The following is a 15028-nucleotide window of genomic DNA, read 5'->3' on the forward strand; positions in this document are numbered from 1 at the left end:
CCTTCTTCTGCTAATGTCATTGTAATTGCTGCTGTTAATGTTGTTTTACCATGGTCTACGTGTCCTATTGTTCCTATGTTTACATGTGGTTTGCTTCTTTCAAATTTTGCCTTTGACATTTCTTTTTCCTCCTTTATTATCAAATAAAATTATATTAATGTATTAAAATATTATTTATCTCCTACAATCTTTTCCATAATGCTTTTTGGTACTGGTTCATAAGTAGCAAATTCCATGCTGTAATTACCTCTACCTTGAGTTCTTGATCTCAAAGTTGTTGCGTAACCAAACATTTCAGAAAGTGGCACCATTGCTCTAATAACTTGAGCACCTGCTTGTGGTTCCATTCCTTCAATTCTTCCTCTTCTACTATTTATATCACCCATTACATCACCCATATACTCTTCAGGTACTGTAATTTCAACTTTCATTATAGGTTCTAACAATACTGGATCTGCCTTTGCCATAGCATTTTTGAATGCCATAGAACCAGCAACTTTAAATGCCATTTCTGATGAGTCTACATCATGATATGATCCATCAACGCATCTAACTTTAAAGTTTATAACTGGATATCCAGCTACTATACCACTTTGAGCTGCCTCTTGAATACCTGCATCAACTGCTGGAACATATTCTTTTGGAATAACACCACCAACAATTGCATTTTCAAATTCATAATCACCTTCGTGAGGTATCATTTCTATCCAGCAGTGACCATACTGACCACGTCCACCAGACTGTCTAACAAATTTACCTTCAGCTTTAACAGCTTTTTGGATAGTTTCTTTATATGCAACCTGAGGTTTACCAACATTACATTCAACCTTAAATTCTCTTTGAAGTCTATCAACAATAATTTCTAAGTGTAATTCTCCCATTCCAGCTATTATTGTTTGACCAGTTTCTTGATTAGTATAAGTCTTGAATGTTGGATCTTCTTCTGCAAGCTTTGATAAAGCTATGCTCATCTTATCTCTACCTGCTTTTGTTTTTGGTTCAATAGCAACAGAGATAACTGGCTCTGGGAATTCCATGCTTTCAAGAATTACAGGTGCCTCATCAGTACATAATGTATCTCCAGTCATAGTATTCTTTAATCCTATTATTGCACCTAATTCACCTGCTCTTAATTCCTGAACTTCTTCTCTGTGATTAGCATGCATTTTTACTAGTCTTCCAATTCTCTCTCTTTTACCTTTGTTAGAATTTAATACATATGTACCACTTGTCATAACACCTGAATAAATTCTTGTAAATGCTAATTTACCAACAAATGGATCAGTGGCAATCTTGAACGCTAATGCTGCTAATGGTTGATTATCATCTGCAGGTCTTTCAACCTCTTCTTCAGTTTCTGGATCAATTCCTTTTATAGCTGGAATATCTAATGGTGATGGCATATAATCGATAACAGCATCAATCATCATCTGAACACCTTTGTTTTTGTAAGAAGAACCGCAAATAACTGGTACTATCTCATTATTGCAAACCCCTTTTCTTAAAGCAGCTTTTAATTCTTCAACTGTTATTTCTTCACCATCTAGATATTTCATCATTAACTCTTCATCTAATTCTGAAATAGATTCTATCATAGAAGTTCTATATTCTTCTGCAAGTTCTCTCATATCCTCTGGTATTTCTGTATCTTCTATTTGAGTTCCTAAATCATCTTTGTATATACGAGCTTTGTTAGTTATTAAATCAACTATACCTATAAATGTTTCTTCTTTACCTATTGGTAATTGGATTGGAACAGCATTTGCATGAAGTCTTTCTCTCATCATGTTAACAGTTCTAAAGAAATCAGCACCCATTATGTCCATCTTGTTTATATACGCAATTCTTGGTACTCCATACTTGTCAGCCTGTCTCCATACTGTTTCAGATTGAGGTTCAACCCCACCTTTCGCACAGAAAACTCCAACTGCTCCATCTAGAACTCTAAGAGATCTTTCTACCTCAACAGTGAAATCTACGTGTCCTGGTGTATCTATTATATTTATTACATGATCTTTCCACATACATGTAGTTGCTGCTGAAGTAATTGTTATACCTCTTTCTTGTTCCTGAACCATCCAGTCCATTGTTGCAGCACCTTCGTGTACCTCTCCTATTTTATGTGTTTTACCTGTATAGTACAATATACGCTCAGTAGTTGTTGTCTTACCTGCATCTATATGAGCCATTATTCCAATATTACGGAATTTTTTTAAAGGATATTGTCTAGCCATTTTACTTCCTCCTTCCATCTAGTTATAATTGGACAAAACTGTTTTGGCATACCCAAAACAGTTTTGTATCTTAGTATCTATAATGAGCAAATGCCTTATTAGCTTCAGCCATCTTATGAGTATCTTCTCTCTTTTTAACTGCAGCTCCTGTATTGTTAGAAGCATCTATTAATTCTCCTGCAAGTCTTTCCTTCATAGTTCTTTCGCCTCTTTTTTTAGCTGCAATCAAAATCCATCTTATTCCTAATGTCTGTCTTCTGTCTGGTCTAACTTCTATCGGTACTTGGTATGTAGCACCACCGATTCTTCTTGCCTTAACTTCCAATAATGGCATAACATTATTCATAGCAGCTTCAAAAACTTCTATAGGATCTTTACCTGTTTTTTCAGAAATTATGTCAAATGCACCGTAACAAATTTTCTGAGCTACACCTTTCTTACCATCTAACATTATACCATTTATTAACTTAGTAACAACTTTACTGTTATACATTGGATCTGGTAATACTTCTCTCTTTGGAATACTTCCTTTTCTTGGCACTTTTCTTCCCTCCTTAAACATATACATTTAAATCAAAGGTACTCGATATTTTAAAATATCGCAAAGTGTCGTAAAGTCCTTACTCTACTCAACCTTACTATACATTTTAAAATCTCAGTAACACCCAATTTAAAAATCTTACTAGAAAAATATATATAAACGCGAAGCCACAGCAATCTATATTATTCTATTTATATTGTTCTATTTTTTCTTTGGTTTCTTAGTACCGTATTTTGATCTTGCTTGTTTTCTATCATTTACTCCAGCAGCATCTAAAGCACCTCTAATGATATGATATCTTACACCTGGAAGGTCTTTTACCCTTCCTCCTCTTATAAGAACAACACTATGTTCTTGAAGATTATGTCCTTCACCTGGAATATACGCAGTTACTTCAAATCCATTTGTAAGTCTAACCCTTGCAATTTTTCTTAAAGCTGAGTTAGGTTTCTTTGGAGTTGTTGTTTTAACTACAGTACAAACCCCTCTTTTTTGTGGACACTTCTTTAATGCTGGTGCTGTAGATTTTGATGGTGTAGTCTTTCTACCTTTTCTTACTAATTGATTAATTGTTGGCACATTTACACCTCCTACGTTTTACTTATTTATAACTTAAGTTTATTGAATAGCAAAGCTGCTATTCTATTGAAAAATTTTTCTGAAACACACTTATTTTAATTCTAAAGCCGCTGCAGCTCCTACATCTATACGGCAAAACTCACCTAATTCTTTCATCGTGTCCATATAAACAATCTCAATCGCTTTACTCTCGGCCAAATCAATTATTGGTTGAACCAGATGTTTATCAGCTTCCTTTGCTATATAGACAACTTTACATTCATATTTTTTCAATGCCTTAAGTGTTTGCTTAATACCAACAACCCTCTGGTTATCTCCTTCAGGCATTATTGATACCCCCCAATTTCTTAATACATTAACACAACACTAATATTACAAAATAGTTATTCACAACAAATTGTATTTTAACATTTTAAAAGTATTATGTCAATAAATTATATATTATGACTTTCTTTTATCATTTCTTCTTGAATCATATCATTCTTTGGAATCACTTTCATAGATCTATATTTCGTCATACCTGTACCTGCTGGAATCAACTTTCCTAATAGAACATTTTCCTTTAATCCAATTAGCGGATCAATCCTTCCCTTAATTGCTGCATCAGTAAGAACCCTAGTAGTTTCCTGGAAAGATGCTGCTGAAAGGAATGAATCTGTTGCAAGTGCTGCCTTTGTAATTCCAAGAAGTGCAATCCTACCTTTTGCAGGTTCTGCTCCTCTTTCAATAGCCTTATTGTTTTCTTCTTCAAACTCAAAAATATCAACTAATGAACCAGGTAACAATGCTGTATCACCTGAGTCTTCTATCTTAACCTTTCTAGTCATCTGTCTAACTACGACTTCTAGGTGCTTATCGTTAATATCAACCCCCTGAAGTCTATACACTTTTTGAACCTCAGATAGTAAATAGTATCTAGCACCATTCACTCCCTTAATTCTTAAGATGTCATGTGGATTAACAGAACCTTGAGTTATTTCACTACCAGCCTCTATCCTGCTTCCACTTGTAACGTTTATTCTTGAACCAAAAGGTATATCATAGCTTACTTCTTCGCCATCATCTGTAGTTATAATTACAATTCTTTTTTTATTATTTTCTTCAATTCGTACCGTTCCAGAAACTTCACTTACAATTGCAAGTCCTTTTGGCTTTCTTGCTTCAAATAATTCCTCAACTCTTGGAAGACCCTGAGTAATGTCTGCACCAGCAACTCCTCCAGTATGGAATGTTCTCATTGTAAGCTGAGTACCTGGTTCTCCAATTGATTGTGCTGCTATAATTCCTACAGCCTCTCCTATGTTAATCTTTTCGCCTGTAGCCATGTTCATTCCGTAACACTTAGCACAAACTCCAAATTTCGATTTACATGTAAATACTGATCTAATCTTAACTTGCTTTATTCCAAGCTCTTCAATCTTTTCCGCCATATTAATATCTATATACTCATTTTTGCCTATTAAAATTTCACCTGTATCTGGATCAATAACATCTTCAGCAGTATATCTACCTGTAAGTCTTTCAGAAAGTGATTCTATTATTTCATTTCCTTCTCTTATTTCCGAAACAGCATACCCTTCAGTTGCACCACAATCTTCTTCTCTTATTATTACATCCTGACTTACATCAACTAATCTTCTTGTAAGGTATCCAGAGTCTGCTGTCTTTAATGCTGTATCGGCATTACCTTTTCTTGCACCATGTGTAGAAATAAAGTACTCCAATACGTCAAGTCCTTCTCTAAATGATGCTCTAATTGGAAGCTCTATTATCTTTCCTGAAGGATTCGCCATTAATCCTCTCATACCAGCTAATTGTTTTATTTGGCTCTTAGAACCTCTGGCTCCAGAATCAGCCATCATATATATTGGATTAAATTTATCAAAACTATCCATAAGAGCATCTGCTACTTGCTCTGTTGTTTTAGTCCATTTATCAATTACTCTTTCATATCTTTCTTCTTCAGATATGAAACCTCTTCTATACATCTTTTCAATCTTCTCTACTGTAGCATCAGCATCAGCCAGTAAAGTTTTCTTAGCCTCAGGTACGACCATATCAGAAGCCGATATTGTTATTGCTCCTATAGTAGAATAATGATAACCCGTTGCTTTTATTTTATCAAGCATAATCGATGTCTTACTAGGGCCATGCTTTTTATAACATTTGTTAATTATTGTTCCTAAGTTTTTCTTACTTACCAAGAAGTTAACTTCCAAATCAAAGAAATTCCCCGGTTTAGTTCTATCAACAAAACCTAAGTCTTGTGGTATAGCCTCATTAAATATTATTTTACCAGGCGTTGTTTTAATAATACCGTAAACTTTCTTTCCATCTTTTATTTTTGCTATCTTAACATTAATTTTTGCATGCACATCTATTTCTTTGCACTGATAAGCCATCAAAACTTCTTCTTGAGAAGAAAAATATCGTCCTTCACCCTTAGCACCATCTTTATCAATTGTCAAATAGTATGAACCTAAAACCATATCCTGAGTTGGCACACAAACAGGCTTACCATCAGAAGGTTTCATAATGTTATGAGCTGCTAACATTAAGAATCTAGCCTCAGCTTGTGCCTCTACTGATAATGGAACATGCACTGCCATCTGGTCTCCATCAAAATCAGCATTATACGCTGTACACACTAATGGATGAAGTTTTATTGCTCTACCCTCAACTAGTACAGGTTGGAAAGCCTGAATACCTAATCTATGAAGAGTAGGGGCACGGTTAAGCATTACTGGATGATCTTGAATAACCTCTTCAAGAACGTCCCACACCTCTGGCATTATTCTTTCAACCATTCGTTTTGCACTTTTTATATTATGTGCAGTCCCTCTTTCAACTAATTTTTTCATAACAAATGGTTTGAATAATTCAAGTGCCATTTCTTTTGGAAGTCCACACTGATACATCTTTAATTCTGGTCCAACAACTATAACTGAACGTCCCGAATAATCAACACGCTTACCTAACAAGTTTTGTCTAAATCTACCCTGTTTACCCTTTAACATGTCGGACAAAGACTTAAGTGGTCTATTTCCCGGTCCAGTAACCGGTCTACCTCTTCTTCCATTATCAATAAGAGCATCTACTGCTTCTTGAAGCATTCTCTTTTCATTACGTACTATTATATCTGGTGCTCCCAATGAAAGTAATTTTTTAAGTCTATTATTTCTATTAATTACTCTTCTATACAAATCATTTAAATCAGATGTAGCAAATCTTCCACCATCTAATTGAACCATAGGTCTAATATCTGGTGGTATAACAGGAATAACATCAATTATCATCCACTCTGGCTTATTTCCTGACTTCCTAAATGATTCAACTACTTCCAATCTTCTTATTGATCTTATCTTCTTCTGACCAGTATTAACCTCTAATTCTTCCTTAAGTTCTTTAGAAAGACTATCTAAATCAATTTCTTGTAATAGTTTCTTTACAGCTTCTGCACCAATTCCAGCTTCAAAACTATTTTCTCCAAATTTATCAACTGATTCTCTATATTCTTTTTCACTTAATAATTGCTTTTTCATTAAAGGCGTATCTTTAGGGTCAATTACTATATAAGAAGCAAAATACAATACCTTTTCCAATGCTCTTGGAGAAACATCTAATATTAATCCCATTCTAGAAGGTATACCTTTAAAGTACCATATATGCGATACAGGTGCAGCTAACTCAATATGCCCCATTCTTTCACGTCTAACCTTAGACTTTGTAACTTCTACGCCACATCTATCACATACAATACCTTTGTACCTTATCCTCTTATATTTTCCACAATGACATTCCCAGTCTTTAATAGGTCCAAATATTTTTTCGCAGAACAATCCATCTCTTTCAGGCTTCAATGTCCTATAATTAATAGTTTCTGGTTTCTTTACTTCACCTCTAGACCATTCCCTAATCTGTTCTGGTGAAGCCAATCCAATTTGTATAGCATCAAAATTATTTAATTCAAACAAGGGTACATCCTCCCTTCACATTAGTGTTCATCATTGATATCATTAAGCTCTAATTCTTCAGTAAAACCTTCTAAAGGCAACTCACTAAAATCAATTTCGACATCGTCCTCAACATTTTCAACATCATCAACATTTTCAACAATGTCTTCTTTCTTAACTAAATTATCTTTATTAGCAAGGCGCTGAGTTTCATCCTCATTACCTTCTATGTTTATCTCTAAATCATCAATTTCGTCATCAACAGATTCTTTAATTTCTATTTCATCATGATTGTCATTTAATACTTTTACATCTAAACATAACGCTTGAAGCTCTTTTATAAGAACCTTAAATGATTCAGGAATTCCTGGTTCAGGTATATTTTCACCCTTAACAATAGCTTCGTAGGTTTTAACTCTTCCAACAACATCATCTGATTTTACTGTTAGAATTTCTTGTAATGTATATGCTGCACCATAAGCCTCTAATGCCCATACTTCCATCTCACCAAATCTCTGTCCTCCAAATTGAGCTTTACCTCCTAGAGGTTGTTGTGTTACAAGAGAATAAGGTCCTGTCGATCTAGCATGAATCTTATCATCTACAAGATGGTGTAATTTAAGTATATACATTATACCCACAGTAACTCTATTGTCAAACGCCTCTCCTGTTCTACCATCATATAAAACAGTTTTACCATCAGAATTATATCCCGCTTTTTCTAAATGTTCCATTATATCCTCTTCTGTTGCTCCATCGAAAACAGGCGTTGCTATATGCCAACCCAACTTGCTCGCAGCCCAACCTAAGTGAACTTCTAAAACCTGACCAATATTCATTCTTGATGGAACGCCTAAAGGATTTAAACATATCTGAAGCGGTCTACCATCTGGTAAGAACGGCATATCTTCAACAGGAAGTACTCTAGAAATAACCCCTTTATTACCATGTCTTCCTGCCATTTTATCTCCAACAGAAATCTTTCTCTTTTCAGCAATGTAGCATCTTACCAGTTTGTTAACTCCTGGTGGTAATTCATCGCTGTTTTCTCTTGTAAAGACTTTAACATCTACAATTATTCCCGTTGCACCATGTGGAACTCTAAGCGATGTATCTCTAACTTCTCTAGCTTTCTCTCCAAATATAGCTCTTAGAAGTCTTTCTTCAGCTGTAAGTTCTGTCTCTCCTTTTGGTGTTACTTTACCCACCAATATATCTCCAGCTTTAACCTCAGCACCTATTCTAATTATTCCTCTTTCATCCAAATTCTTTAAAGCATCTTCTCCAACATTAGGAATATCTCTTGTGATTTCTTCAGGTCCCAATTTTGTATCACGTGCTTCTGATTCATATTCCTCAATATGAATTGAAGTAAAAATATCATCACGAACCAATTCTTCTGAAATAAGCATAGCATCTTCGTAATTATAACCTTCCCATGTTATAAAGCCCATACGAATATTCTTACCTAATGCAATTTCTCCAAGATCAGTGGATGGTCCATCTGCTAGAACACTTCCTACTTCAACCCTTTCGCCTCTTTCAACTATAGGTCTTTGGTTTATACAAGTACCCTGGTTTGATCTCTTAAATTTCAAAAGTCTATACGTATCTATTGTTCCATCGGAGTCTCTTCTTACCCTTACTTCATCTGCACTAACATATTCAACTACACCTGCATGCTTAGCTTTAGGAAGAACCCCTGAATCAACTGCTGCTTTGTTTTCTATACCTGTACCCACAATTGGTGCTTCTGTTTTTAATAATGGTACTGCCTGTCGTTGCATGTTAGAACCCATAAGAGCACGAGACGCATCATCATTTTCCAAGAATGGAATCATAGCAGTTGCTACAGAAACAATTTGTCTTGGCGAAATATCCATTAAATCTACTTCAGTACTAGGTACTACCAACACTTCCTCTTTATTTCTTACTGTAACTTTCTTATCTATAAAATAGCCATTTTCGTCTAATGGCTCATTTGCCTGTGCAATCAAATGTGAATCTTCTTCATCAGCAGTAAAATATCTTATCTCATCTAATGCTCTACCATCTTTCACAATTCTGTATGGTGTTTCAATAAAACCGTATTCATTAACCCTAGCATAAGTAGCAAGCGAGTTAATAAGTCCTATATTTGGTCCTTCAGGTGTTTCTATTGGACACATTCTTCCATAGTGAGAATGGTGAACATCTCTTACCTCAAATCCAGCTCTTTCTCTTGAAAGTCCTCCTGGACCAAGTGCCGATAACCTTCTCTTATGTGTTAATTCTGATAGTGGATTGGTTTGATCCATAAATTGAGATAATTGTGAGCTTCCGAAAAATTCTTTTATAGCTGCCGTAACTGGTCTAATATTTATTAATCCCTGTGGAGTAATTCCTTCTTGATCTTGAATTGTCATTCTCTCTTTAATAACTCTTTCCATTCTTGAGAGTCCAATTCTAAATTGATTTTGTAATAACTCACCAACAGATCTTAATCTTCTATTCCCAAGATGATCAATATCATCAATGTCACCAATTCCATAAGCCAATCCAATCTGATAGCTTATTGTTGCCATAATATCATCTTTTATTATGTGTTTTGGAATAAGCTTATTAATATTCTTTTTAATTTCTTCTTTTATACTTTCCTCATCAGAATAATTATCTAATATAACCTTTAATGTTGGATAATGTACAAATTCCTTTATATTCAATTCTGCAACATCAAAATTTACATGACGTCTTATATCTACAAAATTATTACCAATTACACTTATTACTTTGTCTTCTTTTTCTATTTCTACTTTATTGATTCCAATATTCTGTATTTCTAGAGCCTGTTCTCTAGAAATTTTTTCACCTTTTTCTACTATAAGCTCTCCAGTTTCTGGATTAGCAATATTAGTAGCTGCAACTTGATTGGTAATTCTAAGACTTAACGCTAATTTCTTATTAAATTTATACCTACCAACTTTTGATAAATCATATCTCTTAGCATCGAAAAACAACGACTCAATTAACGATCTTGCACTATCAACTGTTGGTGGCTCACCTGGCCTAAGTCTCTTATAAATTTCCAATAAAGCTTCTTCTTCAGTTTTAGTACTATCTTTTTCTATTGTTACACCCAATCTTTCTTCGTTTCCAAATAATTGGATTATTTCCGCATCACTTCCATTACCCATGGCTCTTGCAAGTATTGTAATAGGAAGTTTCCTTGTCTTATCAATCCTAACGTAAATCACTCCATTAGAATCAGTTTCATATTCTAACCATGCTCCTCTGTTTGGAATTACAGTAGCAGAATATAACTTTTTACCTGTTTTATCCACAGAATAGTTATAGTAAACCCCTGGTGATCTAACCAACTGACTTACAATAACCCTCTCTGCACCATTAATTATAAAAGTACCTTGCTCTGTCATTATAGGTAAATCACCCATAAACACTTCTTGTTCCTTAATTTCACCTGTTTCATTATTACGCAATCTCACTTTAACTTTTAATGGAGCAGCATATGTAGCATCTCTATCTTTACATTCTTCAATAGAGTATTTAATGTTTTCTTCATCCAATTTGTAATCTACAAATTCAAGCACAAGATTACCCGTATAATCTTGAATAGGATTAATGTCGTCAAAAACTTCATTTAATCCACTTTGTAAAAACCAATCATAAGAATTTAATTGAATCTCAATTAAATTAGGTATTTCCGTAACCTCTTTGACTCTTGAAAAGCTCATTCTAGTTCTCTTACCAACTTGGACAGGATGTACCATCAACTATCACTCCTTGCTTAAGTAAAATGACAAAAACATTGTCCCCCAAGGACGCAAATTTAATCCCATTTTTTCTTCATTCTTTTAGTATATCCAACATTATCAAAACAATTCAATATTATAACCATATGTATAATATTGATAAAAAAATCCGCCCTTTAATAAATCAATGCAATTATTTATATTATCATATAATTTTTATATTGTCAAACTTTATACACGATAAAATCTAAAAAAGAGCACTTAATTTAATTAAGTGCCCTTCTAATTCTTTCTCTGCTGTCGATTATTTTAATTCAACAGTTGCTCCAACTTCTTCAAGTTTAGCTTTCATGCTTTCTGCTTCTTCTTTAGGCATTGCTTCTTTTATAGTTTTAGGAGCTCCATCAACTATTTCTTTTGCTTCTTTTAATCCTAATCCTGTTAATTCTCTAACTGCTTTTATAACTTTAATCTTTGAAGAACCTGCACTTGCAAGTACAACATCGAATTCGTTCTTTTCTTCAGCAGCTCCAGCAGCTCCTGCTGCTCCTGCTACTGCAACTGGTGCAGCTGCACTTACCCCGAATTCTTCTTCACATGCTTTAACTAATTCATTTAACTCTAGAACAGTCATATCCTTTATAGCTTGAATAATCTCTTCTCTTGTCATTATTAATACACCTCCAAATTTACTTTAAATTACTATTCTGCTGATTCACTTTCTTTTTTCTCTTTAATTGCATTTAGCAAATAAGCTAGATTTGATAATGGAGCCTTGAAGCTTCCAAGAAGTTTTGCAAGTAATACTTCCCTTGGTGGGATCTCTGCAAGTTGCTTAATCTTGTCAGTATCAAATATTTCTCCCTGAATTATACCAGCTTTCAATTCTAACTTTTTGTGCTCTTTAGCAAAATCATTTAAAATTCTAGCTGGTGCAGTTGGATCTTCATATCCAATAGCAATAGATACAGGTCCTTCTAGGTATTCATCGATTCCATCTATTCCAATCTCTTTTGCAGCTAATTTAGTTAGCGTATTCTTGTATACCTTATATTCAATACCTGCTTCTCTTAATTTTTTTCTAAGTTCAGTATCCTCTTCAACATTTAATCCTTGATAATCTGCTAGGATAACTGCTTCAGCTTTTTCTAATTTAGATTTAATCTCTTGAACTTTTGCTTCTTTTAATTGTCTATTATTACTTTTCACTGTGTGTCCACCTCCTCACAGTTTACTTTTAAAAAATTAAAGGTTTCTCCGCAAAACGAAGAAACCATTACTTCTAAGCATTGGAATCCTCGGTAGGCGAATCAATCTTTACGCTATCAACTAGCACCTACTGTCTACGGAATATATTCTATATTACATTTATCAAACAAAACGTATTATATCAATTATTTTTGAAATAGTCAATACTATTCTAAAACTTTTGTTGAATTTATTTTTATTCCAGGACCCATTGTGCTTGATACAACTACTGATCTTATATACTGTCCCTTTGCTGCTGATGGCTTAGCTTTTACTATAGCCTCCATAACTGTTTTGAAATTCTCTTGAAGCTTTTCTGCACCAAAAGATTTCTTACCTATTGGTACATGAACAATAGAAGTCTTATCAACTCTATATTCAACTTTACCTGCTTTAATTTCTGCTATAGCTTTAGCTACATCAAATGTAACAGTTCCTGATTTAGGGTTTGGCATTAAACCTTTAGGTCCTAATAGTCTACCTATTTTACCAACTGTACCCATCATATCTGGAGTAGCAACAGCTACATCAAAACCAAACCAACCTTCTTTTTGAATTTTTTGTACATATTCCTCAGCGCCAACAAAATCTGCCCCAGCTGCTTCAGCCTCTTTTGCCTTATCACCTTTAGCAAATACTAAAACCTTAACAGTTTTTCCTGTTCCATGTGGAAGCACAACTGCTCCTCTAACCTGCTGATCTGCATGTCTTGGGTCTACCCCAAGCTTAACAGCAAGTTCAATTGTTTCATCAAATTTTGCCTTAGATGTTTTTATAGCAAGCTCAACTGCCTCAGATGGAGTATATAATGTATCTTTGTCAACTAGTTTTGCGCTTTCTATGTAATTCTTACCTCTTTTTGGCATATCCATATCCTCCTTTGTGGTATTATCGGTTTTTACCTCCCACTGTTTTAAATAAATAACTTTGTATTTGTAGAATATTACTCTACAACTTCAATTCCCATGCTTCTAGCTGTTCCAGCAATCATACTCATTGCAGCTTCTAATGATGCAGCATTTAAATCTGGCATCTTTGTTTCTGCAATCTGTTTTAACTGTTCCTTAGTTATCTTTGCAACTTTATTTCTGTTTGGTTCTCCTGAACCGCTCTCGATTCCAACAGCTTTTTTAATTAATACAGCAGCTGGTGGAGTCTTCATAATAAAACTGAAAGATCTGTCCTGATAAACTGTTATAACAACTGGAATTATCATTCCTGCTTGGTTTGCAGTCTTAGCATTAAATTCCTTACAGAATGCCATAATGTTTACACCATGCTGTCCAAGTGCTGGACCAACTGGTGGTGCTGGAGTAGCTTTACCTGCAGGAAGTTGAAGTTTTATCATTCCTGTTACTTTTTTAGCCATGAGTTTACACCTCCTATATTGTGGTAATACGGATTATTAATCCTCCCACTTATTAAGACAAAGTCTTACATAAGCATTTAATCTATCATTTGTATTTGATTAAAATCAAGTTCAACAGGTGTTTCCCTGCCAAACATGTTAACTAATGCCTTCACTTTATGTTTTTCCAAATTTATATCTTGAATCAACGCCACACAACTTTCAAGTGGACCTGAAACTATCTTTACATTGTCTCCGACTTCAAAATCGACATTAACAACTCTATCAGTAATTCCCATTGATCTTACCTCTTCATCTGAAAGAGGGACAGGCTTAGATCCAGGTCCAACAAATCCAGTAACACCTCTAGTATTTCTCACTATATACCATGTTTCATCATTCATAACCATTTTTATCATAACATAGCCAGGAAAAACCTTTTTAAGAGTTACCTTTTTCTTGCCATCTTTAATCTCGACTTGCTCTTCCATTGGAACCTGAATATCTTTAATATATTCTTCTAAATTCCTATTCTCTACTACTTTTTCTATATTTGCTTTAACTTTATTTTCATATCCAGAGTATGTGTGAACTACATACCATCTTACTCTATTATCATCCATAACCAAAGGGACCAATTTATAATGTCCCTACCTCCTTCGATTATTTAAAGATTAATCCAAATATATTTTTAAATCCTGCATCTAATAAACCAACAAGAATTATATACATAATACAAAAACTCAAAACAGCGGTAGTAGCTTTTTTAGTATCCTTTTTTGTTGCCCAAGTTATTCTCTTAACTTCTGCTTTAAGACCTTTAAAAAAACCTACCACACCTCCATTATAAGTGCTATTACCTGATTTAACTTTACCGTTAACAGCCATTTTATTCACATCCTTATTTTTTTCTAAAGAATGTTACTGCACTATTTAGTTTCCTTATGAAGTGTATGCTTGTGACAAAATTTGCAGTATTTCTTCAATTCTATTCTTTCTGGATTATTCTTCTTATTTTTCATTGTGTTATAATTTCTTTGTTTACATTCAGTACATGCTAGTGTTACTTTAACTCTCATTCTCTACACCTCCCGGCTTTCATCACAAAAGCAATAATTAATGAAAAGCATCGCCAATAAGATAATTTATCATAAGTTATCTCACATGTCAACAAAAGTGCTCAAACTAATCATTAGTATTTGTTGTAAATCGCTTTTCAACAGAACTAGGCAAAACCTAGCTCTGTTATTTTTTATTTATATTTTTATTTATATTTTTATTTATATTTTTATTTATATTTTTATTTATATTTTTATTTATATTTTTATTTATATTTTTATTTATATTTTTATTTATATTTTTATTTATATTTTTAT

At 33.9% G+C, this 15028-nt stretch carries 13 protein-coding genes, 1 pseudogene and 1 other annotated feature; all 14 genes and pseudogenes read right to left on the reverse strand.

Annotated features, from left to right (window positions below):
- Positions 1-119: GTP-binding protein (locus tag CLTEP_RS14465; protein WP_242863935.1), on the reverse strand; the 119-nt coding region annotated here is incomplete at its 3' end.
- 51 nt (positions 120-170) lie between these two features.
- On the reverse strand, positions 171-2234 hold the full coding sequence (gene fusA / locus CLTEP_RS11825) for an elongation factor G (RefSeq protein ID WP_066826965.1): 2064 nt from the start codon (positions 2232-2234) through the stop codon (positions 171-173).
- Between the two features lie 70 nt (positions 2235-2304).
- On the reverse strand, positions 2305-2775 hold the full coding sequence (rpsG, locus tag CLTEP_RS11830) for a 30S ribosomal protein S7 (protein WP_066826967.1): 471 nt from the start codon (positions 2773-2775) through the stop codon (positions 2305-2307).
- Positions 2776-2976: 201 nt separating this feature from the next.
- The gene (gene rpsL / locus CLTEP_RS11835; protein ID WP_066826969.1) at positions 2977-3354 is read right to left on the reverse strand and encodes a 30S ribosomal protein S12; all 378 of its coding nucleotides are present in this window, start codon (positions 3352-3354) and stop codon (positions 2977-2979) included.
- Positions 3355-3444: 90 nt separating this feature from the next.
- Positions 3445-3681, reverse strand: coding sequence for a ribosomal L7Ae/L30e/S12e/Gadd45 family protein (locus CLTEP_RS11840; protein ID WP_066826971.1), 237 nt, complete (start codon positions 3679-3681; stop codon positions 3445-3447).
- 107 nt (positions 3682-3788) lie between these two features.
- A complete protein-coding gene (gene rpoC, locus CLTEP_RS11845; RefSeq protein ID WP_066826973.1) occupies positions 3789-7328 on the reverse strand; it encodes a DNA-directed RNA polymerase subunit beta' in 3540 nt (1179 codons plus the stop codon).
- Positions 7329-7518: 190 nt separating this feature from the next.
- Positions 7519-11074 (reverse strand): annotated as a pseudogene (rpoB, locus tag CLTEP_RS11850) (DNA-directed RNA polymerase subunit beta); the annotation flags it as partial.
- A 286-nt stretch (positions 11075-11360) separates the two neighbouring features.
- On the reverse strand, positions 11361-11726 hold the full coding sequence (rplL, locus tag CLTEP_RS11855) for a 50S ribosomal protein L7/L12 (RefSeq protein WP_066826976.1): 366 nt from the start codon (positions 11724-11726) through the stop codon (positions 11361-11363).
- Positions 11727-11758: 32 nt separating this feature from the next.
- Positions 11759-12265, reverse strand: coding sequence for a 50S ribosomal protein L10 (gene rplJ / locus CLTEP_RS11860; RefSeq protein ID WP_066826977.1), 507 nt, complete (start codon positions 12263-12265; stop codon positions 11759-11761).
- Positions 12266-12291: 26 nt separating this feature from the next.
- Positions 12292-12423 (reverse strand) — a sequence feature (ribosomal protein L10 leader region).
- Positions 12424-12471: 48 nt separating this feature from the next.
- A complete protein-coding gene (rplA, locus tag CLTEP_RS11865) occupies positions 12472-13170 on the reverse strand; it encodes a 50S ribosomal protein L1 (protein ID WP_066826978.1) in 699 nt (232 codons plus the stop codon).
- A gap of 77 nt (positions 13171-13247) precedes the next feature.
- Positions 13248-13673 carry a 50S ribosomal protein L11 gene (gene rplK / locus CLTEP_RS11870; RefSeq protein ID WP_066826979.1) on the reverse strand — a complete coding sequence of 142 codons (426 nt, stop codon included), beginning with the start codon at positions 13671-13673 and terminating at the stop codon, positions 13248-13250.
- Positions 13674-13750: 77 nt separating this feature from the next.
- Positions 13751-14275: a transcription termination/antitermination protein NusG gene (gene nusG, locus CLTEP_RS11875; RefSeq protein ID WP_066826980.1), complete on the reverse strand. Its 525-nt coding sequence runs from the start codon at positions 14273-14275 to the stop codon at positions 13751-13753.
- Between the two features lie 40 nt (positions 14276-14315).
- Positions 14316-14540, reverse strand: a complete 225-nt coding sequence (secE, locus tag CLTEP_RS11880) for a preprotein translocase subunit SecE (RefSeq protein ID WP_066826981.1) — start codon at positions 14538-14540, stop codon at positions 14316-14318.
- Positions 14541-14581: 41 nt separating this feature from the next.
- Complete coding sequence (rpmG, locus tag CLTEP_RS11885) at positions 14582-14731, reverse strand: 50S ribosomal protein L33 (protein WP_066826986.1); 150 nt, start codon at positions 14729-14731, stop codon at positions 14582-14584.
- Positions 14732-15028: the final 297 nt, after the last annotated feature.

Origin of the sequence: Clostridium tepidiprofundi DSM 19306 (genome assembly GCF_001594005.1) — a bacterium.
Taxonomy (GTDB): Bacteria; Bacillota; Clostridia; order Clostridiales; family Clostridiaceae; genus Clostridium_AC; species Clostridium_AC tepidiprofundi.

What these genes read in the sequence shown, in the direction of transcription:
- fusA (WP_066826965.1), bottom strand. Translation starts at nt 2,234, where the DNA reads ATGGCTAGACAATATCCTTTAAAAAAATTCCGTAATATTGGAATAATG.
- CLTEP_RS11840 (WP_066826971.1), bottom strand. Translation starts at nt 3,681, where the DNA reads ATGCCTGAAGGAGATAACCAGAGGGTTGTTGGTATTAAGCAAACACTT.
- rplL (WP_066826976.1), bottom strand. Translation starts at nt 11,726, where the DNA reads ATGACAAGAGAAGAGATTATTCAAGCTATAAAGGATATGACTGTTCTA.
- rplA (WP_066826978.1), bottom strand. Translation starts at nt 13,170, where the DNA reads ATGCCAAAAAGAGGTAAGAATTACATAGAAAGCGCAAAACTAGTTGAC.
- rplK (WP_066826979.1), bottom strand. Translation starts at nt 13,673, where the DNA reads ATGGCTAAAAAAGTAACAGGAATGATAAAACTTCAACTTCCTGCAGGT.
- nusG (WP_066826980.1), bottom strand. Translation starts at nt 14,275, where the DNA reads ATGGATGATAATAGAGTAAGATGGTATGTAGTTCACACATACTCTGGA.
- secE (WP_066826981.1), bottom strand. Translation starts at nt 14,540, where the DNA reads ATGGCTGTTAACGGTAAAGTTAAATCAGGTAATAGCACTTATAATGGA.
- rpmG (WP_066826986.1), bottom strand. Translation starts at nt 14,731, where the DNA reads ATGAGAGTTAAAGTAACACTAGCATGTACTGAATGTAAACAAAGAAAT.